This is a genomic window from Saccharothrix sp. NRRL B-16348, from assembly GCF_001280085.1.
In the GTDB taxonomy this organism is placed as follows: domain Bacteria; phylum Actinomycetota; class Actinomycetes; order Mycobacteriales; family Pseudonocardiaceae; genus Actinosynnema.
Map to the genome: position 1 here is coordinate 155,786 of NZ_LGED01000211.1, position 25,985 is coordinate 181,770.

28 protein-coding genes and 1 tRNA gene are annotated in these 25,985 nt (G+C 71.2%); 10 read left to right on the top strand and 19 right to left on the bottom strand.

Going from position 1 to position 25,985, the window contains the following annotated elements; all coding sequences use genetic code 11:
- The first annotated feature begins 147 nt into the window (after positions 1-147).
- From ADK67_RS27290 to ADK67_RS27305, 5 genes are all read left to right on the top strand, one after another.
- A complete protein-coding gene (locus tag ADK67_RS27290; RefSeq protein ID WP_053719365.1) occupies positions 148-1,473 on the top strand; it encodes an NAD(P)/FAD-dependent oxidoreductase in 1,326 nt (441 codons plus the stop codon).
- A 195-nt stretch (positions 1,474-1,668) separates the two neighbouring features.
- Positions 1,669-1,791, top strand: coding sequence for a hypothetical protein (locus tag ADK67_RS54775; RefSeq protein WP_267935188.1), 123 nt, complete (start codon positions 1,669-1,671; stop codon positions 1,789-1,791).
- Positions 1,792-1,794: 3 nt separating this feature from the next.
- Positions 1,795-2,913 (top strand): ATP-grasp domain-containing protein, encoded by a 1,119-nt coding sequence (locus ADK67_RS27295; protein WP_053719366.1) that lies wholly within the window; start codon positions 1,795-1,797, stop codon positions 2,911-2,913.
- The gene (locus ADK67_RS27300) at positions 2,894-3,964 is read left to right on the top strand and encodes a SagB family peptide dehydrogenase (RefSeq protein ID WP_053719367.1); all 1,071 of its coding nucleotides are present in this window, start codon (positions 2,894-2,896) and stop codon (positions 3,962-3,964) included. The genes ADK67_RS27295 and ADK67_RS27300 overlap by 20 nt, the downstream gene beginning before the upstream one ends.
- A gap of 87 nt (positions 3,965-4,051) precedes the next feature.
- Positions 4,052-4,125: transfer RNA gene (locus ADK67_RS27305), tRNA-Leu, on the top strand.
- A 170-nt stretch (positions 4,126-4,295) separates the two neighbouring features.
- On the opposite strand, the gene ADK67_RS27310 is transcribed toward ADK67_RS27305, so the two are convergent.
- The 11 genes from ADK67_RS27310 to ADK67_RS27355 form a co-directional block, all read right to left on the bottom strand.
- Positions 4,296-5,924 (bottom strand): DUF885 domain-containing protein, encoded by a 1,629-nt coding sequence (locus ADK67_RS27310; protein WP_053719368.1) that lies wholly within the window; start codon positions 5,922-5,924, stop codon positions 4,296-4,298.
- Between the two features lie 53 nt (positions 5,925-5,977).
- Positions 5,978-6,625: a LuxR C-terminal-related transcriptional regulator gene (locus ADK67_RS27315; RefSeq protein ID WP_053719369.1), complete on the bottom strand. Its 648-nt coding sequence runs from the start codon at positions 6,623-6,625 to the stop codon at positions 5,978-5,980.
- The gene (locus ADK67_RS27320; RefSeq protein WP_053719370.1) at positions 6,577-7,854 is read right to left on the bottom strand and encodes a sensor histidine kinase; all 1,278 of its coding nucleotides are present in this window, start codon (positions 7,852-7,854) and stop codon (positions 6,577-6,579) included. The genes ADK67_RS27315 and ADK67_RS27320 overlap by 49 nt, the downstream gene beginning before the upstream one ends.
- Before the next feature lie 58 nt (positions 7,855-7,912).
- Positions 7,913-8,788 carry a pyrroloquinoline quinone biosynthesis protein PqqB gene (gene pqqB, locus ADK67_RS27325; RefSeq protein ID WP_053719371.1) on the bottom strand — a complete coding sequence of 292 codons (876 nt, stop codon included), beginning with the start codon at positions 8,786-8,788 and terminating at the stop codon, positions 7,913-7,915.
- The gene (gene pqqE, locus ADK67_RS27330) at positions 8,785-9,870 is read right to left on the bottom strand and encodes a pyrroloquinoline quinone biosynthesis protein PqqE (RefSeq protein WP_053719372.1); all 1,086 of its coding nucleotides are present in this window, start codon (positions 9,868-9,870) and stop codon (positions 8,785-8,787) included. Before pqqE ends, pqqB begins: the two co-directional genes overlap by 4 nt.
- Positions 9,863-10,132: a pyrroloquinoline quinone biosynthesis peptide chaperone PqqD gene (pqqD, locus tag ADK67_RS27335; RefSeq protein WP_053719373.1), complete on the bottom strand. Its 270-nt coding sequence runs from the start codon at positions 10,130-10,132 to the stop codon at positions 9,863-9,865. The genes pqqE and pqqD overlap by 8 nt, the downstream gene beginning before the upstream one ends.
- Entirely contained in the window at positions 10,129-10,833 is a 705-nt protein-coding gene (pqqC, locus tag ADK67_RS27340; protein ID WP_082403885.1) for a pyrroloquinoline-quinone synthase PqqC, read from the bottom strand. The genes pqqD and pqqC overlap by 4 nt, the downstream gene beginning before the upstream one ends.
- Before the next feature lie 72 nt (positions 10,834-10,905).
- Positions 10,906-11,010, bottom strand: coding sequence for a pyrroloquinoline quinone precursor peptide PqqA (pqqA, locus tag ADK67_RS49390; protein WP_082403863.1), 105 nt, complete (start codon positions 11,008-11,010; stop codon positions 10,906-10,908).
- 78 nt (positions 11,011-11,088) lie between these two features.
- Positions 11,089-12,252 carry a polysaccharide deacetylase gene (locus ADK67_RS27345; protein ID WP_053719374.1) on the bottom strand — a complete coding sequence of 388 codons (1,164 nt, stop codon included), beginning with the start codon at positions 12,250-12,252 and terminating at the stop codon, positions 11,089-11,091.
- Between the two features lie 67 nt (positions 12,253-12,319).
- A complete protein-coding gene (locus ADK67_RS27350; protein WP_053719375.1) occupies positions 12,320-13,021 on the bottom strand; it encodes a class F sortase in 702 nt (233 codons plus the stop codon).
- Entirely contained in the window at positions 13,018-14,433 is a 1,416-nt protein-coding gene (locus ADK67_RS27355; RefSeq protein ID WP_053719376.1) for an MSCRAMM family protein, read from the bottom strand. Before ADK67_RS27355 ends, ADK67_RS27350 begins: the two co-directional genes overlap by 4 nt.
- A 249-nt stretch (positions 14,434-14,682) precedes the next feature.
- On the opposite strand from ADK67_RS27355, the gene ADK67_RS27360 reads away from it, so the two are divergent.
- Entirely contained in the window at positions 14,683-15,483 is an 801-nt protein-coding gene (locus ADK67_RS27360; protein WP_053719430.1) for a Bax inhibitor-1/YccA family protein, read from the top strand.
- Between the two features lie 177 nt (positions 15,484-15,660).
- Here the strand turns inward: ADK67_RS27360 and ADK67_RS27365 are convergent, their stop codons facing one another.
- Genes ADK67_RS27365 through ADK67_RS27375 form a run of 3 tightly spaced genes read right to left on the bottom strand, consistent with a single transcriptional unit; the run spans position 15,661 to position 17,985 of the window.
- A complete protein-coding gene (locus ADK67_RS27365; protein ID WP_053719377.1) occupies positions 15,661-15,873 on the bottom strand; it encodes a hypothetical protein in 213 nt (70 codons plus the stop codon).
- A gap of 55 nt (positions 15,874-15,928) precedes the next feature.
- Positions 15,929-17,149 (bottom strand): acetyl-CoA C-acetyltransferase, encoded by a 1,221-nt coding sequence (locus tag ADK67_RS27370; RefSeq protein WP_053719378.1) that lies wholly within the window; start codon positions 17,147-17,149, stop codon positions 15,929-15,931.
- A 56-nt stretch (positions 17,150-17,205) separates the two neighbouring features.
- Entirely contained in the window at positions 17,206-17,985 is a 780-nt protein-coding gene (locus tag ADK67_RS27375; protein WP_053719379.1) for an SGNH/GDSL hydrolase family protein, read from the bottom strand.
- 98 nt (positions 17,986-18,083) lie between these two features.
- Here ADK67_RS27375 and ADK67_RS27380 point away from each other — a divergent pair, with 98 nt between their 5' ends.
- From ADK67_RS27380 to ADK67_RS27390, 3 genes are all read left to right on the top strand, one after another.
- The gene (locus tag ADK67_RS27380; RefSeq protein ID WP_053719380.1) at positions 18,084-19,454 is read left to right on the top strand and encodes a cystathionine beta-synthase; all 1,371 of its coding nucleotides are present in this window, start codon (positions 18,084-18,086) and stop codon (positions 19,452-19,454) included.
- A gap of 172 nt (positions 19,455-19,626) precedes the next feature.
- Positions 19,627-20,724 (top strand): RDD family protein, encoded by a 1,098-nt coding sequence (locus ADK67_RS27385; protein ID WP_053719381.1) that lies wholly within the window; start codon positions 19,627-19,629, stop codon positions 20,722-20,724.
- 86 nt (positions 20,725-20,810) lie between these two features.
- Entirely contained in the window at positions 20,811-21,962 is a 1,152-nt protein-coding gene (locus ADK67_RS27390) for a cystathionine gamma-synthase (RefSeq protein ID WP_053719382.1), read from the top strand.
- A gap of 289 nt (positions 21,963-22,251) precedes the next feature.
- Here the strand turns inward: ADK67_RS27390 and ADK67_RS27395 are convergent, their stop codons facing one another.
- From ADK67_RS27395 to hppD, 3 genes are all read right to left on the bottom strand, one after another.
- Positions 22,252-22,524 (bottom strand): DUF2277 domain-containing protein, encoded by a 273-nt coding sequence (locus ADK67_RS27395; protein WP_053719383.1) that lies wholly within the window; start codon positions 22,522-22,524, stop codon positions 22,252-22,254.
- 31 nt (positions 22,525-22,555) lie between these two features.
- A complete protein-coding gene (locus tag ADK67_RS27400) occupies positions 22,556-22,786 on the bottom strand; it encodes a hypothetical protein (protein ID WP_053719384.1) in 231 nt (76 codons plus the stop codon).
- A gap of 198 nt (positions 22,787-22,984) precedes the next feature.
- Positions 22,985-24,166: a 4-hydroxyphenylpyruvate dioxygenase gene (gene hppD / locus ADK67_RS27405; protein WP_053719385.1), complete on the bottom strand. Its 1,182-nt coding sequence runs from the start codon at positions 24,164-24,166 to the stop codon at positions 22,985-22,987.
- A gap of 74 nt (positions 24,167-24,240) precedes the next feature.
- On the opposite strand from hppD, the gene ADK67_RS27410 reads away from it, so the two are divergent.
- Entirely contained in the window at positions 24,241-24,735 is a 495-nt protein-coding gene (locus ADK67_RS27410; RefSeq protein ID WP_053719386.1) for an Lrp/AsnC family transcriptional regulator, read from the top strand.
- A gap of 88 nt (positions 24,736-24,823) precedes the next feature.
- Here the strand turns inward: ADK67_RS27410 and greA are convergent, their stop codons facing one another.
- Positions 24,824-25,318 carry a transcription elongation factor GreA gene (greA, locus tag ADK67_RS27415; protein WP_053719387.1) on the bottom strand — a complete coding sequence of 165 codons (495 nt, stop codon included), beginning with the start codon at positions 25,316-25,318 and terminating at the stop codon, positions 24,824-24,826.
- 185 nt (positions 25,319-25,503) lie between these two features.
- Positions 25,504-25,959 (bottom strand): DUF4307 domain-containing protein, encoded by a 456-nt coding sequence (locus ADK67_RS27420; RefSeq protein WP_331459345.1) that lies wholly within the window; start codon positions 25,957-25,959, stop codon positions 25,504-25,506.
- Positions 25,960-25,985: the final 26 nt, after the last annotated feature.

Sequence of the window (25,985 nt, forward strand, 5' to 3'; positions counted from 1 at the left end):
GCAAGCTGACCGTCTGGATCGTTCCTCTCAGCACGTTCACCGAGCCGCGCAGGTCAGCGGCTGCGTGTCGGCAATCACCCGGCGACTGTGGTCACAACGGGCCCGCTCGATGCGCCGGAAAGCCCCGCCCGGTGCGACCATGTGTGTATGGCTGCTGTGAAGTCGCAACCCACACGGATCGTGATTGTCGGCGGTGGGTACGTCGGCATGTACACCGCGCTGGGATTGCAGAAGAAGCTGCGTTCCGGCGAGGCGTCCGTCACGGTGATCGACCCCCAGCCGCACATGACCTACCAGCCGTTCCTCCCCGAGGCGGCGGCCGGTTCCATCGAGCCGCGCCACGTCGTCGTGCCGCTGCGCAAGGTCCTCAAGCGCTGCCACGTCGTCACCGGCCGCGCGACCCGCATCGAGCACGAGCGCAAGGCCGTCACGGTCGAGCTCGCCGACGGCCACGTCGAGGAGTTCGAGTACGACGTGCTGGTCTCGGCGCTGGGCGCGATCTCGCGCACGCTGCCCATCCCGGGCCTGCCCGAGGTCGGCATCGGCATGAAGACCATCGGCGAGGCCATCTACCTGCGCAACCACGTGCTGTCGCGGCTCGACCAGGCCGCCAGCACGAACGACCCGGACCTCCGCAAGCGCTTGCTGAGCTTCGTCGTCATCGGCGGCGGCTTCGCGGGCATCGAGACGCTGGCGGAGCTGGAGGACATGGCCCGCTACGCGCTGCGGTACTACGAGGGCCTCAAGCAGGAAGACATGCACTGGGTGCTGGTCGAGGCCACCGGCCGGATCATGCCCGAGGTGAGCGCGCGGCTCGGCGTCTACACCGTCGAGCAGCTCGAGAAGCGCGGCATCAAGTGCTACCTCGACACGCGCGTCAAGAGCATGGAGGGCGGCCACGTCGTCCTGGACGACGGCACCGAGTTCGACTCGGACACCATCATCTGGACCGCGGGCATGAAGGCCAACCCGATGCTGCGCAACACCGACCTGCCGCTCGACGAGCGCGGCCGCGTCCGGTGCACGGCGGCGATGCAGGTCGTGGGCCTGCCGGGCGTCTGGGCCGCGGGCGACTGCTCGGCCGTGCCGGACCTGTCGCGCACCGAGGAGGACCCGACGGCGACGTGCGTGCCCAACGCGCAGCACGCCATCCGCCAGTCCAAGCTCCTGGCCAAGAACATCGTGGCCAGCCTCCGCGGCAAGCAGCCCAAGGAGTACGAGCACAAGTACCTGGGCTCGGTCGCGGGCCTCGGCCTCTACAAGGGCGTGGCCGACGTGTTCGGCCTGCGGTTCAAGGGCGTCGTCGCCTGGTTCATGCACCGCAGCTACCACGTGATGTTCATGCCGACGGTCAACCGCAAGTTCCGGGTGTTCGTGGACTGGACGCAGGCGCTGTTCTCGGGCCGCGAGGTCGTCGCCCTCGGCCAGATCCACGAGCCGAAGGCCGAGTTCGACCGGGCCACCAAGAGCTGAGCGCGAACGGCCCCGCGCACGCTGCGCCGATCGGCGGCGGCAGGCGTGGGGCCGTCTGGCCCAGCCTTCTCACTTGAGCCCCCAGACGGGCTAACGCGCTGCGCGTCGCCTTGACATTGCGTAACGTGAACCCGAGAATACAGCTGGTGTATCGCCTGAATGTGTGATGCATCAGTGGGGAGAGAGGTGACCGCGATGTCTCTCGAGGAGCTGGCCGCACAGCTTCGCCGCGGTGAGATCGAGGATCGTGCGCTGGCGGAGTACTCCGCGGAGTACGCCACCGCCGAAAAGCGTTTTTGCAGCAAGAAAGACGACTGAGTCATGACCGTCTCCGGGTGGGGGAACGAGACTGTTCCCCCACCCGAGGCCGCCAGACCGCTGAAACCCACCCCGCTGTTGCTCCAAGGCCAGGACTACCTCTTCCGGTCGCAACCCAAGTGCCTGGACTTCCAGGAGCAGGTGCACCGCCTCGGCATGGTGGACGAGGGCGACGGCAGCCCCGTGCCCTGCGTGCTGGTCCTCGCCCGGGCCGCCGACATGGAGATGAACGAGCTCTCCATCGCGCTCGCCGAACGCGGCATCCGGATGGCCCGCATCGACGCCGACCGCTCCGTCGACCTGCCGCTGACCGTCTACACCGACCAGCCGCTGCTGGAGCTCGACCGCTGGCTGCTGCGCCCGCTGCTGGTGTGGCGCAGGCACTTCGAGCTGACCGCGCTGCCCCTCGAACCCGGCACGCTGGCCGGCGCCTACGCCGTCGACCAGTGGGGCGCGGTCGCCGACTGGCTGTCCAGCCGCGGCGACTGGGCGCACGTCAACCCCAGCCGCAACACCTCGCACCTCAACCGGCTCACGCAGCTCGCGGACGCCGCGACGTTCGGCCTGAAGGTGCCGCGCACCACGGTCACCACCCGACCCGGCCGCACGAGGCCGGGCGGCGGGCGGTGCATCGTCAAGACGTCCGGCCGGCACCTGCTGGAACCGCGCCCCGGCATGCAGCACGGCCTGTTCCCGCGCCCGCTGGAGACCAGCCGGTCCGGTGACGTGCCCGAGTCCGCGCCGGTGATCGTGCAGGAGTACGTGCCGTCCGACACCGAGCTGCGCGTGTTCGTGGTCGGCGAGCGGTGCCTGGCGTTCCAGGTCGACAAGCTCGACCCGGCGCAGCTGTGGGTCGACCCCGAGGCGGTCCGCGTCACGCCGGTCGACGTGCCGAGCGGGCTGACGGACCGGCTGCTCGCGCTGGCCAGGCACTGGCGGCTCCAGGTGGCCGCGTTCGACCTGCTGGTCTCGGGCGGGGACCACGTGTTCCTGGAGGTCAACGTCAACTGCGACTGGCGGTGGTTCGAGCACCGGGCGCAGGACTCTCGGGTGTCCGACGCCGTGCACGAGTGGGTGGCGGCGCGCTTCAAGGAGCTACTGGGTGCGGGCAAAGGTCGCTGAGCACGCGACGCTGTTCTACTCCGACGGCGCCGTGGTGTGGGACGACTACCTCCACCACCGCCAATTCGCCATCAGCGAGACCGCCGAGCTGCTGTGCCGCAAGTTCACCGAGTTCACCGACGTGGACGAGCTGCTCGCGCCGTTGGCCGAGGGCGACCGGGTGGCGTTGCGCAAGGTGCTGGAGGAGCTGGTCGAAGCCGGCGTGCTGATCGTGGAGGGCTCGCCCGAGCACGAGGAGGAACGCCGGCTGCTCGCCGCGTGGCGCGACTGGGGCGCGTCGGCCCGGCACTTCCACTTCGCCAGCCGCACGCTCGCCGACGCGCCGTACCAGGGCACGGAGGAGCACGACGCCGTGCTGGACGCCAAGCTCACCGCCGAACCGGCGCCCGCGCCGTTCCGCAGCCTCGGCCGCACCGCCGTGCTGCTGCCACGCCTGGACGGCACGTCGAAGTGGGCGTCGGCCGGCCTGCTGGACGTGCTGCTGGCCCGTCGCACGACCCGCGAGTTCGGACCGGGGCCCCTGTCGTTGACGCGGGTCGCGGAGCTGCTGGCGGTGCTGGCCGGTCCGTCGCCCGTGCGGCCGCGGATCGGGCGGTCCGGCACGGTGTTCAAGACCAGCCCGTCGGGCGGCGGACGGCACCCGGTCGAGCTGTACGCGCACGTGCGGGGCGTCGAGGCGCTGGAGCCGGGCTGGTACCACTACGACGGGCTCGCGCACGCGCTGGAGCCGATCGGGGTGACGTGGGGTCCGGCGGAGATGGCCGCGGCGGCGGGCGACCAGGACTGGGTCGGGCAGGCGCCGTTGGTCCTCGCGTACACCGGGGTGCTCGAACGGACTAGGTGGCGTTACGACACGTCACGTGCTTACCGTGTTGTGCAAATGGACGTAGGACACCTGTCCCAAACGGCTTATCTGGTTGCTACGGCAATGGGTTTTGGTATCGGCTTCACCGCAGCATTGCGGGATGAGCTGGTCGAACAAGCACTTGGCTGTGACGCTTATCACGAAGTCGTACTCGGCCTGAGCGCGTTGGGCCCATTACCCGAATGAGCGCAATAGCGGTTCGCATTGAGCCGTGCGGGCGACTTCTTCTGAAGTAGCCCCACGAACGCTCGGTAACCGCTTAGGCTCCCCGCTGCCCCCGTAGCCCAACCGGTAGAGGCAGGCTCCTTAAAAGAGTCACAGTACGGGTTCGAATCCCGTCGGGGGCACGTTCGGCGCCACAGAGACTTCACCCATCTGTCGGGTGAACCCACAACGGTGCGTCGTGCCGGTCAGCAACGAGTCACCCGATCGGACCCGCGAACGCCGTGCGGTCGCCCGTGAACAGGCATACCGCATCGGACTAGTCGCGGTGTCCGATCGGATGACCCGCCGAAGTTCAGTAGTCGCGGGCCCATTCCGCGACGACCTCGGCCAACACCGCCAGTGGCAGCGGTCCGCCGCCGAGCAGCACGTCGTGGAACGCGCGGATGTCGAAGCGCTCGCCGAGCGCTTCCTCGGCCGCCGCCCGGATCCGCAGGATCTCCAGCCGGCCGACCATGTACGCCAGCGCCTGACCGGGCGCGGCGATGTAGCGGTCGACCTCGTTCTCGATCTCGACCAGCGCCAGCGGCGTGTTCTCCCGCAGGTACTCGACGGCACGCGCGCGGCTCCACCCGTGCGCGTGCAGACCGGTGTCCACCACGAGCCGGCCGGCGCGCATCGAGTCCATCGCCAGCATCCCGAGCCGGGCCACGTCGCCGGAGTACAGGCCCATCTCGTCGGCCAGGCGCTCGGTGTAGAGGCCCCAGCCCTCCAGGTACGCGGTGACGGGCGCGACCCGGCGCAGCACCGGCAGGTCGGTGAGCTGCTGCGCCAGCGTGATCTGGAAGTGGTGCCCCGGCACGGCCTCGTGGAACGCGATCGCCTCGGCCTGGTAGCGGAACCGCTCCTCGACCCGGTGGGTGTTCGCGTAGTACGTGCCGGGCCGCAGCCCGTCCGGCGTGGGCGCCGAGTAGTAGGCGATCGGCGCGCCCGGCGCGTCGGCCGCGGGCACCGGCTCGACCTGGCAGCGCTGCTCGGGCACCCGCCCGAACCAGCGCGGCGCGGCCTGCTCCGCCCTGGTCACGGCCTCGCGCGCGGCGGTGATCAGCTCGTCCTCGGTGGTCCAGCGCAGGGCCGGGTCGGTGCGCATCCGCGTCAGCACCTCGGCCACGTCGGACGTGCCGAAGACCCGTTCGCCCAGCTCGGCGTACTCGTCGGCGAGGCTCGCCATCACGTCCAGGCCGGTCCGGTGCAGCTCCTCGGGCGTGCGGTCGGTCGTCGTCTGGACCCGCGCCAGCGCCGCGTACATCGCCTCGCCGCCGGGCAGCCAGCGCAGGCCCGCCTGGTCGTCCGGGCGGCCCTCGATGCCCGCGATCACGTCCCGGTAGGCGGCGAACGCGGGCCGCACCACGTCGGCCAGCAGGCGTGCCCGCTCGGCCTCGAACGCCTCACCGCCGGCCGGCCGGGCCAACGGGTCGGCGTCGGCGGCCAGGTAGCGGTCCAGGTGCGCCACGGCCGCGTCCACGAGGTGCCGGACGGGCGTGCGGCCCGCCGCCGCGCCCGCGAGCTGCCGGTCGGCGATCCGGCGCAGGAAGTCGGGCACCGCGGCGAGCCGCTCCAGGTAGGCGCGCTCGGACTCCGGCCCGGACAGCACGGTCGTCGGCATGACCGACAGCAACTCGCCCGTGGGGGCGAAGAACGAGTCGGTGATCGTGTACTCGACGCCGAGCGCGTCGAGCTGGTCCACGACCGCCTCGGCCTGCTGGACGACCACCGCACGCGTCACCGGGTCGTCGTCCGCGGGCAGGGCACGCGCCCGCGCCGCGATGTCCAGCGCCCGTGCCCGCGCGGATTCCTCGGTCTCCACCCGGTGGTCGGCGAGCAGGTGGTCGTATCCCGGCACGCCCCAGGCGGTCGCGCCCAACGGGCCCTGCGAGAACATCAGGTCGAGCAGTTCGCCGGCCAACTCCGCCGTCGTGCCCATGCGCACCCCCTGGTCGTCGTGAAACCAAGATGGTACTTAGCCTAAGAAACGATTTACACCCGGTCCAAATAGGCCAGCACCGCGAGCACCCGTCGGTTGTCGTCCTCCGACATCGGCAGGTCCAACTTGCCGAAGATGTTCGCGATGTGTTTGCCGACCGCTTTCTCGGTGACGAACAGCCGACCGGCGATCGCGCCGTTCGAACGGCCCTCCGCCATCAACGACAGCACTTCCCGCTCACGCGGCGTCAACGTCGTCAGCGGCTGGTCGCGCGCGCCCCGCGCGAGCAGTTGGTCGATGACCTCGGGGTCCATCGCGGTTCCGCCGCCGGCGACCCGGCGAATGGCGTCCACGAACTGCTTCACGTCCGACACCCGGTCCTTGAGCAGGTAGCCGACCGCGCCGCCGCGGTCGGACAGCAGTTCCCGCGCGTACAACTGCTCCACGTACTGCGAGAGCACCAGGACCGGCAGTCCCGGCACCCGCTTGCGGGCCTCGATCGCGGCCCGCAAACCCTCGTCGGTGAACGTCGGCGGCAGGCGCACGTCGACCACCGCCACGTCCGGGCGGTGGTCGACGAGGGCCTTGAGCAGGGCGGGACCGGAGTCGACCGCCTCCACCACGTCGAAGTCGTAGGCCTCCAGGAGCCGGATCAGCCCGTCCCTGAGGAGGACGAGGTCTTCACCGAGGACAACTCGCACGGCAGCTCCATGGTCACGATGGTCGGCCCGCCCACCGGGCTCGCGATCCCGAGTGTGCCGTCGAACGCGGCCAGCCGGCGCTCGATCCCGCGCAACCCACCGTTCTCGGCGGGCTCCGCGCCGCCGCGCCCGTTGTCGCCGATCATCAACGACAACCGGCCGTCCTCGTGCCGCACCCGCACCCACGCGTCCGTCGCGCCGCTGTGCTTGGCCACGTTCGTCAACGTCTCGGCCACCGCGAAGTACGCGGCCGACTCGACCGGCGCCTCCGGCCGCCCGGCCAGCTCCAGGTCCACCTCCACCGGCAGCGGGTGGGCCAGCGCCAACGCGCGCAGCGCCCCGTCCAGCCCCCGGTCGGCCAGCACCGGCGGGTGGATGCCGCGCACCAGGTCCCGCAGCTCGGCCAACGCCTGGGTGGACGACTGGCGCGCCTCGGCCAGCAGCTCCTGCGCCGCCCGCGGGTCACGGGCCAGCAGCTCCTCGGCCATGCCCAGGCTCAGCCCGAGCGCGACCAGCCTGGCCTGCGCGCCGTCGTGCAGGTCCCGTTCGATCCGGCGCAGCTCGGCGGCCTGGGCGTCCACCGTGTCGGCCCGTGAGTCGGCCAGCACCCGCACCCGGTCGGTGAGGGCGGCGGTGGCGCTGGGCGCGAGCAGCCACTTGACGACGGTCGCGTGCAGCCGGGCGGCGCGGGGCGTGGCCCACCAGGCCAGCGCCAGGAAGGCGATCCCCATCAGCGGCGCGAGCACGAAGTTGCCCGGGGTGTCGCGGTCGAGCACGACGTACTCGGCCTTCCCGCGGTCCAGCCAGATCAGCGGCATCACGAACCCGAGCAGGCCGTTGATCCAGAACGCGACCGGCAGCAAGCCGCTGAAGATGCCGACGATCGCGTTGACCGGCAGGAACGCCAGGTCCCGCCACGTCGCCGGGTCGGTGGCGATGGTCCGGACCCTGGTCATCGGGCCCCGGTTCGCCGGCACCCGGTACGGCGGCGGGATCTCGACCTCCAGCACCCGCGCGGCCCACCAGCGGAAGAAGGCGGTGTAGCGGCGGGCCAGCGCCGTGAACACCAGCAGCAGCGGCACGCCGATGGTCACCAGGATGAGCGGGTAGGCGTACAGCTGGAGCGGGATGAGCAGGATCCCCGCCACGCACAGCGGCGTCCGGGCCAGGCCCAGGCCGGCCTGCGTCAGCCGGCTCCGGGCGGCGCGCACCAGGTCGTGGTCCGTCATGGCGGTGATTCTTCCGGCTGACCACAGGCAAATCGGTGGGTTTAACCCCCCAATGCGATCAGAGGTCGATCACGGTGCCGTCCGCGACGACCTCCACCCCCGCCTCGGTGATCTTCGCGCGCTCCGGCGACGCCGGGTCCAGCACCGGGTTGGTGTTGTTGAGGTGGGTGTAGATCCGCCTGGTCGCCGGGTGCCCGCGCAGCTCCGGCAGGCTGTGCGCGATCGGCAGGTGCCCCATCGCGGCCTGCCCGCTCGGCCTGCCGGTGGCCGCGCCCATCTCCGACGGCGCGTAGAACGTGCCGTCCAGCAGCACCACGTCGGCCTCCGCCACCAGCGCGTCGAACCCGGCCGGCCAGGACGCCAGGCACGGCGCGTACAGCAGCACCCCGCCGGTGGCCGGGTCGCGGAACCGGTAGGCCACCACCCAGTGGCCCGCCACCGGCGACTCGGCGGCGTAGCGGGGCCGCTTGCCGCTGACCGGGAACGCGGTCACCTCCAGCCCGCCCGCGAGCACGACGGTCCGCTCGGGCTCCACCTGCCGCCACGACCACTCGCCGTACGTGGCCAGCACGGCGCGCGTCGGCTCGAGGGCGTTCAGCACGGTCGCGGGCGCGTGGACCCGCAGCCCCGGCGCGCCGCGCAGCACCGTCAAGCCCAGCGTGTGGTCCAGCTCGGCGTCGGTGAGCAGCACGCCGCGGACCGGCGTGTCCCGCGGTCCCGGGCCAGGTGCCAGCTCGGGTGTGGCGGCGAGCTGCGCGCCGATGTCGGGGGAGGCGTTGACGAGCCACCAGTTCGCGCCGTCCGCGCTCACCGCCAACGCGTCCTGCGTGCGCGCCGGCAACTCACCGGCCCGCACCGCCTCGCACGGCCCGCACGCGCAGTTCCACTGCGGCACACCGCCACCGGCGGCCGTGCCGAGCACAACGGCCTTCACCGCACGACCGTCCGGTGCTCGACCGGCGCGGGTTCCACCTCGGCCGCGGCGCCCGCCAGGATCAGGTCGACCACGCCCCGGTGCGGCGACAGCGTGCACACCGGGTCGGTCGCCGCCGCGTCCCCGGTCAGCTGGAACGCCTGGCAGCGGCACCCACCGAAGTCCAGCTCGCGGCGCGCGCACGAACGGCACGGGTCGCGCATCCAGTCGAAGCCCCGGAAAGCGGTGAACGCGGGCGACGTGTGCCAGATGTCGGCCAACGACCGGTCGCGCACGTTCTCCACGCCCAGCCCGTCGATCACGCCCGCCGCCGGGCACGGCAGCACGGCCCCGTCCGGCGCCACGGTCAGCTGCCGCGCGCCCCACCCGTGCATGCACGGCTTCGGGTGCGCCTCGTGGTAGTCGGCGATCACGTACACGATCTCCATCGCCGACGTCGCCTGCGCGGCGGCCACCACCTCGCCGGCCCGCGCCAACTGCTCCTTCGTCGGCAGCAGCGCGGCCCGGTTGCGCAGCGCCCAGCCGTAGTACTGGGTGTTGGCCAGCTCCAACCGGTCCGCGCCCATCCGCTCGGCGAGCGCCACGATCTCGCCGACGTGGTCGAGGTTGAGCCGGTGCAGCACCACGTTCACGGTCAGCGGCAGCCCGGCGTCCCGGATCGCCTCGGCGGCGCGCAGCTTCGGCTCGAACGCCTTCACCCCGGCGATCCGGTTCGCGCCCGCCTCGTTCGCGTCCTGCACGGACAGCTGCACGTGGTCGACGCCGCGCAGCCCCGCGAGCCGCTCGCGGGTCAGCCCGAGCCCGCTCGTCACCAGGTTCACGTAGCAGCCGAGCCCGGCCGCGTGCTCGACCAGCTCCGGCAAGTCCTTGCGCGCCAACGGTTCGCCGCCGGACAGGTGGATCTGCAGCACGCCCAGCGCACGCGCCTGGTCGAACACCGAGCGCCACGCCGCGGTGTCCAGCTCGTCGCCGCGCCCGACCAGGTCGACCGGGTTGGAGCAGTACCCGCAGCGCAGCGGGCACCGGTGGGTCAGCTCGGCGAGCAGCCCGAACGGCGCGTCCGCCACCGGCGCGTCACCCATCGACGTCCACCACCCGGCGCGCCACCAGCCGTGCGACGAGTTCCGCCACGTCGTCCGCCTCCACCCCGTCGAACTCCTCGGCCAGCCTGCGCGCGATGCCCTCGACGGATGTGCGCCCGTCGCACAGCCCGACCACCGCCGCCGCCGTGTCGTTGAGCACCAGCACGCCTTCCGGGAACAGCACCACGTGGCTGGCCCGGGTCTCGTCGTACGCCGTCTTCACGCCCCGCCGCAGGCGCGGCACCGCGTCCAAGCCCGTCATGAGTAGTAGTCCACGGCGTCCAGCACCGCCCGCAGCACGTCGCACTTGAACGCCAGCGCCGCCACCGCCGCCTCCTGCTGCTCGCGCGTGCGGCAGTTGCGCACCACGATGTCCACAGTGGACTTCCCTTCGTCGGCGATCACCTTGAGCCGGGTGGTGAAGTAGGTGAAGCCCTCCTCGGCGATCCACGGGTAGTGCTCGCGCATGTCCACCAGCCGGCGCGCCATCAGACCGCGGGAGAACATCTCGGTCAGCCCGGACGCCACCGCCTCCACCCACGGGCGGGTGCGGGCGAACGTCACGTAGGCGTCCACGGCGAACCGCACGCCCGGCAGCACGTGCCGCTCGTCCAGCACCTCCTCGCGGGTCAGCCCGACGGCCTCGGCCAGGCGCAGCCAGTTCTCCGCACCGCCCTCGCCGGGTCCGCCGCCGTCGTGCCAGACGATCCGCTCCCGCCACACCCGCCGGACCTCGACGTCCGGGCAGTTGGCCAGGATCGCGGCGTCCTTGCGGGGGATGGCCTGCTGGTAGTACCAGCGGTTGGCCGCCCACAGCTGCAGCTCGTCCTTGCTCAACCGGCCCTCGTGCAGCCGGAGGTGGAACGGGTGGCGGTCCCAGTAGCGGGGAGACAGGGCGCGCAGGCGCGCGGTGAACTCGTCCGGCGTCAACGTCGGCGAGCCGGACGACTCGGGGGTGGGCACGGCGGCGGGCACCTCTCGGTACGCGGGCGCCACGCCACGCCGACGCGCGGCCGGCGTGGCGCGACGGCGGGCTCAACTGCGAGCGGCGTAAGCCGTGACTTCCATCGGGGTGTCGACGTCCCGGAAATCGGGCTTGACCCAGGGACGCTTCACTGGCTCGGTGGGCTCGGTGGTCATGCGCTCTACTCCTCGGACGCGTGGTTATTCTCCGTGGGGCGGCGGTAACCCACCGTAGAGCTTGCGGCGGTGGACGCGCTAGTTCCAGTTCCGCGCGGCGGGCATGCGCCTCAACTGCTCCAGCACGATCGGATCCTGCAGCTGCATCCACTGGATCACCTCGGTGTACGTGGCGCACACCGTTTCGGGCTTGACGCAGACCTCGCCGAGGAATCCCTCCACCGCGTTCGTGAACGCGCCGCCCGCCCACTCGTTGAAGTGGTTGCCGATCACGATCGGCGCGCGGTTGCCGTTGATCGCCGCCTGGTGCACCGACCGGTACGTGTCCAGCACGATCCGGGTGTAGTCACCGGCCCGGTCGGGCTCGTCCTTGGCGCCGTTGAGCGCGAACCAGAGGTTGAAGTCCATCATCACGACCTGCTTGCCGAGCGCGGGCACGCGGACCTCCGGCATCGGGAACTCCCACAGGCCCTCGTGCGCGAAGGGCCACACCACGCCGAGGCTCACGTGGCTGGTGTCGTAGGCCAGGCCGTGCCCGCGCATCGCCGGGAACGCCTGCCCCCACTGGCCCTCCAGGCACGGCGTCCGCCCGCCGCGCACGGCCGCCGGGTCCAGCTTGAACCCCTGCTGCCTGGCCTTCTCCACGATCGCGAAGAACTGGTCCAGCTCCCGGTTCCACTGGTCGGTGCTCCAGGTGCCGACGTTCGGCTCGTCGCCGACGCAGAAGTGGCCGTTGTAGTGCGTGCCGATCTCGTGGCCCGCGTCGATGGCCGCGTTGAGGTAGTTGATCCGCAGCTCGACGTCGGCGCGGCTGCCGCCGAACCCGATGGAGGAGTAGCCCGGCTGGTGGCCGGGGCCGGTGTAGCCGTCGGCGTCGTCGTCCGGCACCAGGTACACGCCCGACAGCAGGCCGGTGACGTGCGCGTTCGCCTGCTTGGCGATCGGCATGATCCGGTCCCAGTGCGGTTTGGACGCGGCGCCGTCGAACGAGAACAGCACGAACTGCGGCGGCTTCTCGCCCGGCTGCATGCGCCGCATCCACGACGGCGGCGAGGCCGAGGCGGGCACGGTCGGCGCGGCGGCGGCGCTGGTGCTGCTGCTCGTGCGCGGCGCCATCGGCAGCGGCGCGGCCAGGTCGCCGACGTCGTGCCCCGGTCTGGGTTCACGGGCTCCCAGGACGGCCAGCACCACCAGGGTGAGTGCCAGCGCGACGCCCGTGCTCAGCCAGCCCCATCGCTTCACACCCAGAAGACGACGGGAAGTAGCCGGAGGTTGCCTCTTTGTGACGCGACTACCAACCGTGGCCGCGTCACGGCACGGGCGTGGCGGTCACGACCTGGTTCTCCTCGTAGCCGGTGTCGCCGCCGACCCACCGACCACCGCACGTCACGAGCACCAGCCGGTGCCCGCCGCGCGGACCGAACAGCTCGACCGCCCGGGACGGCAGGGCCTCCTTGCGGACCGCCTCGACCCCGCTGACCTTGAACCGGAACGTCCGGCCCGCCGTGTCGACCACGGTCACCTCCTGCCCGACCGCCATGCGCCACAGCTCGTCGAACGGCCCGGTCACGCCCTTCCAGTCGACGTGCCCGGCCAGCACGGTCGCGCCCTCGGCCGCACCGAGGTCCACGCCCCACCACGTCGCCTCGCCGACGCCTTCCGGGATCGGCAGCGCGCCGTCCGCGGTGACCTCCGCGCGCACCAGCGTCGCCAACCCGCCCGCGGGCAGCCGCACCGTGCCCGGCTGCTGCTTGGGCGGTTCGGCGGCCGGCGGCGGGGGAGTCGTGGTGGTCGTCGCCGCCGGAGGTGACGCGGGCGGGTTCGCGCCGGCCGGCATGCCCGCCAGGTCCACGCCGCGCCCGGAGCGCGCGCTGTCGCCCAACGGGTGCGGCACGACGGCGTCACCGGGGATCGGCCGGCCCGTCAGCACCACGTCCGGCGCCTGGGTGGAGACGAGCGCGGCGGAGGCGAGCAGAGCCGCCACCGCCGCGCCCGTCAGCAGAGCTTTCACGACCGCGAGGTCGCCCGTCGCCGCACCAGGAAGCCGACCAGCGTCGCGCCGATCAGCACCACGCCGGCGAACCCGGCCAACGCGCCGGTCGACACCTCGGTGGTGTACGCGGCCTTCGCGACCACGCCGGCGCCCTGGGACCCCGCCGGGATCGTGATCGGGACGACCGGTTTGTCCGGTTTGTTGGCCAGCGCGAGCGCCAGGGTCTGGCCCGGTTCGACGGTCCCGCACACCTTGGGCGGCGCGTTGGGGTCGAAGAACTCCTCGTAGCCCTTGGCCGGTGCGACCTCGACCAGGCAGACCTCCTGCGGCGTGCGCAGGTCCGGCACGGTCGCGGTGCCGTCGGACGCGGTCTGCAGCACGACCGGCGTGCCCTCGGGCCCGGTCAGCGCGCTGTCGTCCTGCCGCTTCGCGGGGTCGGTGCCGTTGGCCGCGGTCACCTTCAGCGTCACGCCCGCGATCGCCTTGCCGGTCTCGGCGTCGGTCTTGCCGACCTTCACCACGCCCGGCGGTGTCTTCGCGGTCGTCGACGCGTTCGCGGTCAGCTTCTTCTCGCCGCCCGTGGTGACGATCCGCTGCATGTTGTCGTCGGCCGGGATGTGCACCTTCGGCCGGTCGGCCGGGCTGTCCAGCCGCACCGTGACCGACGGGTTCGGGCCGGTCGGCACGACCTTCACCGGGAGAGACTTGCCGTCGGTGGACGTGATCAGCTCGCCGGTCGCGGCGCCGGACTCCAGCGTCGCGTCGGTCAGCTCCACGCTCAGCGGCGCGCCGGCCACCTGCCCGCCGTCGGTCTTGGTGATGTCCACCACCCACGTGTCGGGCGTGCCGATGACCTGCTCCTTCTCCGGAGCGCTCACCCTGGCCGCCCACGGGCCGCGGTTGGCCGCCGCCTCGGCCTGCAGCCTGCCCACCGCCTGCTGGGCCTGGCCGAAGCGCCCGAGCTGCTGGAAGTGGAAGTCGGCGTTGTAGGCGATGTGCCGGAAGTCGCTGTTCGGGTCGAGCGAGATCCCCTTGGCCGGGTCCTCGAACGCGGTCCACGTGTGCAGCAGGTGGGCCAGCGCCGCGGCCTCGTCAGCCGATTGGGTGTTCGCGTACCTCAACAGGAGGTAGGAGATGCTGCCCGCCACGTCGTCGGGGAGCCGTGCGCCGCCCTTGGAGAGCAGCTCGTCACCTTCCTTGTACTCCACCGAGCTGTCCGGGGCGAGCAGCGAGTACTGCACGCACCACACCTGCTGACCCCGCCACAGGTACGAGCCGAGCCAGTCGCCGCCCGCCGGCTTGCCGCGGTACCCCTGCGGATCCGTCTCGTAGCCGATGCCCTCCTGTGCCTGTGCCCCGGCTGTGACGGGCACCGCGAGCAGGGTCAGACCGGCCGCGAGCACCGCGCCGGCGAGTCGTCTCCACGCCATGATGTCCTGAACCCCTCGGGCGCGCCGGTGGGCGTCGCCGGTCGGTGAGAGCTGCCGGGACTGAGCCTTACGGGTCCGAGATCACGTCGACAAGCCACCAGCGGGGTGGAACGCCGACTACGCTCCGCAGCGCGGGGTGTGGATTCGAGATCGACAGCCCGAGTAAAGTCGCTTTTACCCGACGGGAACCGATCGACTCGTGTGGTCGTTGAACCCCGTGACGGCGTCAGCACGCCACAGGAGGACGAGGTGCGTACCACCAGCAACCCCGCGTTCCGCAACCTGCCGACCAGCGGCGGTGGCGGTAACTACGCAGGCTTCGGCCAGCCCTACGAGGCGCAGCAGTACGGCGGCTACCAGCCGGCGCCGCCGACCACCGGCGAGCGCCCGATCACGATCGACGACGTGGTGACCAAGACCGCGACGACCCTCGGTGTGGCGATCCTCACCGGGTTCGTGTCGGCGTGGCTGGTGCTCTCCCAGGCGGTTCAGCCGTTCGCGCTGATGCTGCCCGGCATGATCGTCGGCCTGGTCCTGGCCCTGATCATCATCTTCAAGAACAAGCCCAGCGGTCCGATGGTGCTCGCCTACTCGGCGGCGGAGGGCGTGTTCCTCGGCGCCATCACGGGCGTGTTCGAATCGATCTTCCCGGGCATCGCCTGGCAGGCGATCCTGGGCACGTTCGGCGTGTTCGGCGCGATGCTCGTGGTCTACAAGACGGGCGCGATCCGCGTCACGCCGCGCCTGACCAAGTGGATCATCGGCGCCACCGTCGGCGCGGTCGTGCTCATGCTCGGCAACCTGGTCATGGGCATGTTCGGCGTGAACATGGGCCTGCGTGACGGCGGCACCCTGGCGATCATCTTCAGCCTGGTGGTCATCGGCATCGCGGCGTTCAGCTTCCTGCTGGACTTCGAGGCGGCCAACGAGATGATCCGCGCCGCGATGCCGGCCAAGTACGCCTGGCTCGCCGCGTTCGGCCTGATGACGACGCTCGTCTGGCTGTACCTGGAGATCCTGCGCCTGCTGTCCTACTTCCAGAACGACTAGCGCCACCCGCACGACTCGAAGGGCGCCCCAGCCTCGGCCGGGGCGCCCTTCGCGCGTGTCGAACCCCCAGACCGCGAGAGTCCTACGTTCGCGTCGCGTGAGTCCTACGTTCAGAACGCGCGTGTCCTACGTTCAGAACACCTGAATTCAACGCTCAGAACGCGCGCCGGCCGGTCGTCAGCCGCGCCAGGTGTGGTCGTCCTCCATCGCCGAACCGACCTTGACCAGGCACGGCACGCACAACGCCCCACCCGGCGACCGCCGCACCAGCTCCGGCGGCACCGAGTGGGCGCAGGCCGCCTCGAAGTACGCCTCCGAGGCCTGTTCCACGGCGAACGCGTGGCACAGCCGGTCGTACCCGCTGTGCCACCACACGTAAGGCATCGTCACCCCGACCTCCCCTACTCATAGGTAGGACGCCGGGTAACAGTAACCGTGACGCGGTTCAGCTCAACCGTTCGATCACCATCGCCATGCCCTGGCCGCCGCCGACGCACATGGTCTCCAGGCCGAACTGCTTGTCGTGGAACTGCAGCGAGTTGATCAACGTCGTGGTGATCCGCGCCCCGGTCATCCCGAACGGGTGACCAACGGCGATCGCGCCGCCGTTGACGTTGAGCCGGTCCAGGTCGATGCCCAGGTCCCGGTAGGACGGGATGACCTGCGCCGCGAACGCCTCGTTGATCTCCACCAGGTCGATGTCCGAGATCGACATCCCGGCCAGCGCGAGCGCCCGCTTCGACGCCTCGACCGGCCCGAGGCCCATGATCTCCGGCGACAACCCGGACACGCCGGTCGACACGATCCGCGCCAGCGGCGTGATGCCCAGCTCCTTCGCCTTCACGTCGCTCATGATCACGAGCGCCGCCGCGCCGTCGTTCAACGGGCAGCAGTTGCCCGCCGTCACCCGGCCGTCCGGCCGGAACACCGGCTTGAGCCCCGACACGCCCTCGATCGTCACGCCGGGCCGCGGGCCGTCGTCGGTCGACACGACCGTGCCGTCCGGCAGCGTCACGGGCGTGATCTCCCGCGCCCAGAAGCCGTTGGCGATGGCCTTCTCGGCGAGGTTCTGCGACCGCACGCCGAACTCGTCCATCTCCTGCCGCGTCACGCCCTTGGCCAGCGCCAGGTTCTCCGCCGTCTGCCCCATGGCGATGTAGACGTCGGGCACCTGCCCGGTCACCCGCGGGTCGACCCACTCCGACGCGCCGGACCCCGCCACGGCCGCCGTGCGCGCCTCCGCGTCGGCGAACGCCGGGTTGTGCGTGCCCGGCCACGAGTCGGACGACCCGCGCGCGAAGCTCGACACGGTCTCCACGCCGGCGCTGATGAACACGTCGCCCTCGCCGGCCTTGATCGCGTGCAGCGCCATCCGGGTCGTCTGCACGCTCGACGCGCAGTAACGGGTCACCGTCGTGCCGGGCACGTTGTCGTACCCCGCCAGCACGGACACCACCCGGCCCATGTTGAAGCCCTGCTCGCCGCCGGGCAGGCCGCAGCCGAGCATGAGGTCGTCGATGTCGTTCGGGTCGAGCTGCGGCACCTTCGCCAGCGCGGCCTTGAGGACCTGCACGGTCAGGTCGTCGCCACGCACGTCCTTGAGCGAGCCCTTGCCCGCGCGCCCGATGGGCGACCGGGCGGTGGAGACGATCACGGCCTCAGGCATTACGGAACTCCTTTGTTTCGCCGCAACGTGTGACGTGCAGCCTAGTTAACGCCCGTTCAGCGCGGCCACCACTCGTGACGAAGGACGCCGCACAGCGGCGCCAGCAGGATCGACGTCGCCGCCTCGTACCCGGCCGCGCTCGGGTGGAACCGGTCCCGGCTGAAGTAGTCCACGTGCCGCGCCCGGAACTCCGCCGCGAGCAGGTCGCCCAACGCCACCGGCACGCCGCCCGCCCGTTCCACCTCGACCCGCTGCGCCCGCGCCAACCGCCGCGACCACTCCCGCGCCACCGACCGCGCCGGCTCCGGGATCGGCCGCACCGTGCCCAGGTCAGGGCACGTGCCCACGACCACGCCGACCCCCGCCGCACGCAGCCGCCGCACCTGCGCGCCCAGCAGCACCGCCGACCCCGCGATCGACAACCGCGTCGTCACGTCGTTCCCGCCGATGATCACCAGCGCCACGTCCGGCGGGTCGGCCACCACCCGGTCCACCTGCGCCGCCAGGTCACGGGACGTGGAGCCGGAGATCGCGTACGTCTCCAGCCGCACGGGCACGCCCACCTCGTCGGCCAACCCGGTCGCCAGCACGACGCCCGGCAGCTCGGCCGGGTCGTCCACCCCGAGCCCGGCCGCCATCGAGTCACCCAGCACGGCGAACCGCACCGGCGTCCCGTCACCGTCCCCGTACACGCCGTCGGCGCGCAACGGCGGCGCGTCGGGCACCCCGATCACCACCCGCGCCCGCCGCGACTGCTCGCTGACCAGCCCGTACGCCACCCCGGTCAACCCGCCCAACGCCCCCGCGACCAGCGCGAGGAGCCGAAACCCCCGCATCGGACCCTCCCCTCTCCCGACGCCAATCGTCCACCCGGCCGAGCGCCGTGCCACCGATATACGCTCAGCGAGTCATCTCAAGAAGTGGAAGGTCCGTCGTGGAGTACGTCGAGAGCGTCGTAGACCTGGTCGGCAACACACCGCTGGTGAAGCTGAACGCGGTGGCCGAGGGCCGCCGACCGCTCATCCTCGCCAAGGTCGAGTACCTCAACCCCGGCGGCAGCGTGAAGGACCGCATCGCGCTGCGCATGGTCGAGGCGGCCGAGCGCAGCGGCGAGCTCAGGCCCGGCGGCACGATCGTCGAGCCCACCTCCGGCAACACCGGCGTCGGCCTGGCGCTCGTCGCCCAGCGCAAGGGCTACAAGTGCGTCTTCGTCTGCCCGGACAAGGTCAGCGTCGACAAGCGCAACGTGCTCAAGGCCTACGGCGCCGAGGTCGTGGTGTGCCCGACCGCGGTCGCGCCGGAGCACCCCGACTCCTACTACAACGTCTCCGACCGCCTGGTCGCCGAGATCCCCGGCGCCTGGAAGCCCAACCAGTACGCCAACCCGGAGAACCCGGCCAGCCACTACCACGGCACCGGTCCGGAGGTGTGGCGGCAGACCGAGGGCAGGGTCACGCACTTCGTCGCGGGCGTCGGCACCGGCGGCACGATCTCGGGCACGGGCAAGTACCTCAAGGAGGTCTCCGGGGGCCGGGTCAAGGTCATCGGCGCGGACCCCGAGGGCTCGGTCTACTCCGGCGGCACCGGCCGGCCGTACCTGGTCGAGGGCGTCGGCGAGGACTTCTGGCCGGACGCCTACGACCGCGACGTGTGCGACCAGATCGTGGCCGTGAGCGACAGCGACTCGTTCGAGATCACCCGGCGGCTGGCCCGCGAGGAGGGGCTGCTCGTCGGCGGCTCGTGCGGCATGGCCGTCGCGGCGGCGTTGCGGGTCGCCGACACCGCGGGCCCGGACGACGTGATCGTGGTGCTGCTGCCCGACGGCGGGCGCGGCTACCTGTCGAGCGTGTTCAACGACAAGTGGATGGCGCAGTACGGCTTCCTGTCGCCCGACACGTCCGGCGCGACGGTCGGCGACGTGCTGCGGCGCAAGGACGGCACGGTGCCCGACCTCGTGCACGGCCATCCGAATGAGACGGTCGCCGAGGCGGTCGCGATCATGCGCGAGTACGGCGTCTCGCAGATGCCGGTCGTCAACGCCGAGCCGCCGGTGATGGCCGCCGAGGTGGCGGGCGCCGTCAACGAGCGCGACCTGCTCGACGCGCTGTTCACCGGCAAGGCGCAGCTGACCGACCGGCTCGACCGGCACATGTCGTTGAAGCTGCCCACGATCGGCGCGGGCGAGTCGATCAGCTCCGCCATGGCGGCACTGTCCTCAGCGGACGGTGCGCTGGTGCTGGAGGACGGCAAGCCGGCCGGAGTCGTCACCCGGCAGGACATCCTGGGTTTCCTCGCCGGTCGCTGAACGGTCGCCGACCGGCCGTCGATCCGCTGTCGATCCGCTGTCGACGTGTCCCGATCCTCATCGCGGATCGGGACAGGTTGACCGGTTGCGCGTGGTTGCGGCGACGTCATCCGCTAGCGTTGGCCACCGACTCATACACCTACGGCCCGTGCCAAGGGGGTTGGAAACTCCGATGAACGCTCCGCAGCCGCCAGGAAACCAGCAGTTCGGCGGTCAAAACCAGCAGGAGCAGGGGCAGGGTGCCCAGCCCCCGAACGCCGACGCGACGCAGGTCGTGCCGAGCGGCGGCCAGCCCCCTGCTTTCCCGCCGCCGGAGGCGACCCAGGTCGTGCCCTCCGGACCGCAGCAGTCCCAGCCGAACCCGGACGCGACCCAGGTCGTGCCGCCGGGGGCGCCGCAGCAGCCCGGCTCGAACCCGTACGGCCAGCCGGCCCAGCAGCAGTACCCCGGCTCCGGCGCGTTCCCGGCCCAGCAGCCGCCGCCCGGGTACGGCCAGCAGCCGCCCGCCCAGTACGGCCAGCAGCCGTACGGGCAGCAGCCGCAGGCCAACCCGTATGGCCAGCAGCAGCCGCAGCAGCCCGCCTACGGCCAGCAGCCGCAGCAGCCGAATCCGTACGGCCAGGCGCCCGCGTCGAACCCGTACGGCCAGCCGCAGCAGCAACAGCAGCAGGCATGGGGTGCGCAGCCCGCGTACGCCGCGCAGGCCGCTTACGGTGCGCCCACAGGCGGTTACGCCGAGTGGGGCAGCCGCGCGGTCGGCTTCCTGATCGACTACTTCGCGCCCGGCCTCGTCGTCGGCATCCTGGCCGGCATCGGCGCGGCCACCGGTGACCCGACGATCTCCTTGATCCTCAGCGGCGTTGGCTACCTGGCGCTGCTGGGCTTCATGATCTACAACTCCTGGTACCTGGCGGGCACCACCGGCCAGTCGATGGGCAAGAAGATCGCGAAGATCAAGCTCATCAAGGAGGAGACGGGGCAGCCGATCGGCTTCGGCAACGCCTTCGTGCGGCACCTGTGCCACTTCGTCGACTCCCTGCCCTGCTACGCGGGCTGGTTCGCGCCGCTGTGGGAGGCCAAGAACCAGACGTGGGCCGACAAGATCATGGGCACCGTCGTGGTCAACGTCGCCGATGGCGGTGCCGCCGCCGGCTACCCGGCCGGCTACGGCCAGCAGCAGGCCAACCCGTACGGCCAGGCGCCCGCGTCGAACCCGTACGGCCAGCAGCAGCAGAACCCGTACGGCCAGCAGCCGCCGCAGCAGTGGTGACTTAGGTCGGACACCGATTCACCCAACCGCCCGTCGGCCTTCCGGTCGACGGGCGGTTGCTTTTTCGGCCGCCGTACCCTAGAGGCATGACGGACACCGGCCACTACGGTTTCGCGACCAGGGCTATCCACGCCGGGCAGGACCCCGACCCGACCACGGGCTCGGTCATCGTGCCGATCCACGCCACCTCCACCTACGCGCAGGACGGCGTGGGAGGTCTGCGCGGCGGGTTCGAGTACTCCCGCACCGGCAACCCGACCCGTGCCGCGCTGGAGGAGTGCCTGGCGGCGCTCGAAGGCGGGCGGCACGCGCGCGCGTTCGCCTCCGGCATGGGCGCGACCGACACGGCCCTGCGCGCCATGTGCCGTCCCGGCGACCACGTCGTCATCCCGAACGACGCGTACGGCGGCACGTTCCGGCTGATCGACAAGGTGCTGTCGCACTGGGGCGTCGAGCACACGCCCGCGCCGCTGTCCGACGTCGACGCGGTGCGTGCCGCGATCCGGCCGAACACCAAGGTCGTCTGGATCGAGACGCCGACCAACCCGTTGCTCAACATCGCCGACATCGCGCTGCTCGCGCAGGTGGCGCACTCGGCGGGCGCGCTGCTCGTGGTGGACAACACGTTCGCCTCGCCGTACCTGCAGAGCCCGCTGGAGCTGGGCGCGGACGTCGTGCTGCACTCGACCACCAAGTACGTCGGCGGGCACTCGGACGTCATCGGCGGGGCGTTGATCACGTCGGACGACGAGCTCGACGCGCAGTTCGGGTTCCTGCAGAACGGCGCGGGCGCGGTGCCGGGCCCGTTCGACGCGTGGTTGACGTTGCGCGGCATCAAGACGCTCGAAGTGCGCATGGAGAAGCACTCGGACAACGCCGAGAAGGTCGTCGAGGCGCTGGTCCGGCACCCGAAGGTGACGCACGTCTACTACCCGGGCCTGCCCGAGCACCCCGGCCACGAGATCGCGGCGAAGCAGATGCGCCGGTTCGGCGGGATGATCTCGTTCACCGTGACGGGCGGTGAGGAGGCGGCGCTGCGCGTGTGCGCCCGCACCAAGCTCTTCACCCTGGCCGAGTCGCTCGGCGGCGTCGAGTCCCTGATCGAGCACCCGGGCCGCATGACCCACGCCAGCACCGCCGGCTCGCTCCTCGAGGTCCCGGCCGACCTGATCCGCCTCTCCGTGGGCATCGAATCGGCCGACGACCTGATCACCGACCTCCTGACCGCCCTCGACTAACCCCGCGTGTCGAACCTCCAGGTCGCGCGTGTCGAACCTTCGCGTCCCGCGTGTCCTACGTTCAGAACGCGCGTGTCCTACGTTCAGGACACGTGAGTTCAACGCTCAGAACACCCGAACCCCGCGCTCAGCCACCACGGGCGCGGGGTTCGCGCTGTTCTGAACGTTCAACTCGGGTGTTCCGAACGTAGGACACGCCTGTTCCGAACGTAGGACACGCGGGACTTGAAGGTTCGACACGCGGGACGCGAGCGTTCGACACGCGGGACGTGAAGGTTCGACTCGCCGGTCAGCGGGGGCCGAAGCGCAAGGCGGAGCGTTCCTTCGCCTTGGCGGCCTCGACCTCGCGGTCACGGGGCGGAGCCTGCGTGACCAGCGATTCGAGCAGGACGCGGGTGGCCTCGGCCACCGCCTCGACGGCCGCGTCGAACGCCGCCTGGTTCGCCGCCGACGGCCGCGTCGACCCGCTCACCTTGCGCACGTACTGAACGGCCGCCGCATGGACCTCGTCCTCGGTGGCGGGCGGTTCGAAGTTGTGGAGCACCCTGATGTTGCGACACATGGGTCCACTATCGCCCAAACGCCCGCGAACGTCAGGGCTTCACGTCGTACCGGGCGTTCTCCACCCGCGGCACGGCGGGCAGGTCGTGCCCGTCCACGCACCCGCCGACGAACTCCACCACACCGTCGCGCTCCACGAACCGGCCGGAGTCCGCGCACCCCGCGTGGGCCACGGTGAAGAACGCCGCGCCGGTCAACGCCATGGCCGTGACCACCGCGCCGACGAGCGGGAGCACCGCGGTGACCCGTGCCGCGAGCGCCATGCCACCCTCCAGGTGAATGCTGTGTGAGCTGACCCCGCACCGAGAGTACCGGTCCCGGCGCGTGCGGTACGGGCATCGTCAGCGTTCCGACAGAATCCCACAACTTCCGACGCGAAAGGGCCGGTCCGGGTATCCGGACCGGCCCCCGCACAACGCGAGACGCCGCCCGACGGTTCCCGCCGGGGCGAAGCCGAGGAACTAGAGGTTGCCCCGCCGTTCCTGCTCACGCTCGATCGCCTCGAACAGCGCCTTGAAGTTGCCCTTGCCGAAGCCGAGCGACCCGTGCCGCTCGATCAGCTCGTAGAACACGGTCGGCCGGTCGCCGATCGGCTTGGTGAAGATCTGGAGCAGGTAGCCGTCCTCGTCCCGGTCGACCAGGATCCGGTGCTCCTTGAGCACCTCGATCGGCACGCGCACCTCACCGATGCGCGCCCGCAGCTCCGGGTCGTCGTAGTACGAGTCGGGCGTCTCCAGGAACTCCACGCCCGCCGCTCGCATCGCGGTCAACGTGGCCACGATGTCGTTGGTCGCCAGCGCGATGTGCTGCACGCCGGCGCCCTCGTAGAACTCCAGGTACTCGTCGATCTGCGACTTCCGCTTTGCCACGGCGGGCTCGTTGAGCGGGAACTTCACCCGGTGGTTGCCGTTGGAGACGACCTTGCTCATCAACGCCGAGTAGTCCGTGGCGATGTCGTCGCCGATGAACTCCGCCATGTTCACGAAGCCCATCACCCGGTTGTAGAACTCGACCCAGTGGTCCATCCGGCCGAGCTCGACGTTGCCCACGCAGTGGTCGACCGCCTGGAACAACCGCTTCGGCGCGCCCGCGGGCCGCACGACCGTGCTCTCCCGCGCCTCGTACCCCGGCAGGTACGGCCCGCGGTACCGCGACCGGTCGACCAGGGTGTGGCGGGTCTCGCCGTAGGTCGCGATGGCCGCGATCCGAACGGTGCCGTGCTCGTCCGTGAGGTCGTGCGGCTCTTCGAGGACGGTCGCGCCCTGGGCACGTGCGTGCTCGATGCACCGGTCGACGTCGGCGACCTCCAGCGCGAGGTCCACCACGCCGTCACCGTGCTTGCGGTGGTGGTCGAGCAGCGGGCTGTCCGGCCGCACGCCGCCGTTGATCACGAACCGCGCCGAGCCGGACTTGAGCACGAAGGACTTGTGGTCCCGCTGCCCCGTCTCCGGCCCGGAGTACGCGACGAGCTGCATCCCGAAGGCGACCTGGTAGAACCAAGCGGTCTGGGTCGCGTTGCCGACCACGAAGACCACGGCGTCCATCGAGCGGACGGGGAACGGGTCGCGCGTCCCGTCGTAGTCGACCAGGCCCACGAGTTGGCGGAGCTGGTCGTAGCTCACGTCGTCAAGCTGCTGCGTCATGCCTCACAGGATGTGCGCGCTGGTCAGGGTGAGCAACAGTACGATGTTTCACTGTTCATCTTGTACAGTGAAACATGCCTTCGGACCCGCAAGCTGAACACTCTGACCAGGCCGTCGACGCTCTGGACGCACGGCTGTTGCTGCTGCTCACCGACGAGCCGAGGCTGGGCGTGCTGGAGTGCTCACGGCGCCTCGGCGTGGCCCGCGGCACGGTGCAGGCCCGGCTGGACCGGCTGGTGGCGCGCGGCGTGCTGACGGGCTTCCCGCCGGCGCTCGACCTGGCCGCGATGGGCTACGGGCTGACCGCGTTCGCCGTGCTGGAGATCGCCCAGGGGCGGCGGCACGAGGTGTCGCAGGGGCTGGCCGCGATCAACGAGGTGTGCGAGGTGCACGCGACGACCGGACCCGGTGACCTGTTCGCGCGGGTCGTCGCCCGGTCCAACGCCGACCTGCAGCGCGTGATCGACTCGATCGTGGACGTGCCGGGCGTGCAGCGGCTGTCCACCTCGATCGCCCTCTCCACCCCGGTACCGCCCCGCGTGCGGCCCCTGCTGGAACGCGTCACGTGAACGTGTGGATCAGGTGACCGGATCAGGTGACGCGACAGCAGAAGGGCGGCCACCCCGCGTGGTGGCCGCCCTTCCGGTGTCTGGGGGGTCAGCCGGCGTACGGCACGGCCTTGATCAGCGTCACTTTCATCGTGCTGCCGTTGGGCAGCTCGTACTGCCGTGCCTCGCCCTCCTTCGCGCCGAGCAACGCCTTGCCCAGCGGCGACGACGGGGAGTAGACCTCGAGGGCGCCGTGCGCGCCCTCCTCACGGGTGGCGAGCAGGAACTCCTCCGTCTCGTCATCACCGTCGTAACGCACAGTGAGCACCATGCCGGGCGCCGCGACGCCCGTCACCGTGGGCGCCTCGCCGACCTTGGCGACCCTCAGCAGCTCCTGCAGCTGGCGGATGCGGGCCTCCTGCTTGCCCTGCTCCTCACGGGCCGCGTGGTACCCGCCGTTCTCGCGGAGGTCACCCTCTTCGCGACGCGCGTTGATCTCCGCAGCAATGACCGGGCGATTCTCGATCATCTCGTCCAGCTCCCCCTTGAGCCGGTCGTAGGCCTCCTGGGTCAGCCAGGTCACCTCAGTGTCGCTCACGGTCACCAACTCCTCGTCTTGCTCCGGCCCACGGCGTGGGCTGGCAGTTCCCGGGCGCACCAGCCCGGAACGGAAAAACACGGCCCGCGTCGGGGCCGTGCTGAAAGGCCAGAGTAACAGACACAGAACGATCGGCGACGGCGTTTTGTTCCCGGATCCGCCACTAAACCCGCAGATCACCCGCTTGGCCGCTACCTCGTGGACAGGTACGCCGGAACCTGGTAGGAGCAGCCGAAGACCTCGCCGGTGACGGGTGGTTTGGACGTCCGCAGCACGGTCGTCGCGCGCACCGTGCCGGCTCCCGGCTCGACCAGGACCTCCCGCCGGCCCGCCTCGTCGCCGTCCTGGGAACGCGCGCGCACGATGCACACCACGGGCTGGTCCGGTGTCTGCCTGACCACCTCGAACGTGATCTCGACCGAGCTGTCGCCCCGCACCTCGAACGCCGTCTGCTTGGCCTCGACGGGCATCGTGCCCAGGTTGCGGTAGCCGACCCACGCGACGACCCCGCCCACCAGCACCGCGATCACGGGGAGTGACCACCGCGCCCACCTGGGCAGGGACCTGCGGGGTGTCCCGTACCGACCCTCCGGCAGTGCCACTGTCCAAAGCCTTCCCGCCTGTGGGGAACAATGTCCCTCGACCACCGCGTTGAGTGTCGCAGGGGCTGGAC